The sequence below is a fragment of the Monashia sp. HAY1-5C genome, assembly GCF_056755255.1.
In genome coordinates, this window is the sequence record NZ_JBPGXG010000532.1 from 1 (window position 1) to 254 (window position 254).

Consider the following 254-nt stretch of genomic DNA (forward strand, 5'->3'; position numbering starts at 1 on the left):
GTCAGCTACTACTCGGTGGACAACGCCGGAAACGCGGACAGTGCGACGGTCTTGGGCATCAAGGTCGACAGGCCCTCGCCGAGCCTTAGGCCCGTCCCGACTCCGGCCCAGAACGGGAACGGCTGGCACAACACGAACGTCACCGCACACTTGTCCGGCGAGGACGTGTTTTTTGGACTCGTCTCCGACACGCCGGCCGGCCCGGTCATGTCGACAGAGGGTGGGGGTCGGATCGCCGCCGGGTGAGTATCGGA

Annotated in this window: 1 protein-coding gene; it reads left to right on the forward strand. The window is 65.7% G+C overall.

The window, feature by feature from the left end; genetic code table 11:
- The coding region (locus ACR9ZK_RS22680; protein ID WP_481344181.1) for a hypothetical protein at positions 1 to 246 on the forward strand (246 nt) is incomplete at its 5' end.
- Between the last annotated feature and the right edge of the window lie 8 nt (positions 247 to 254).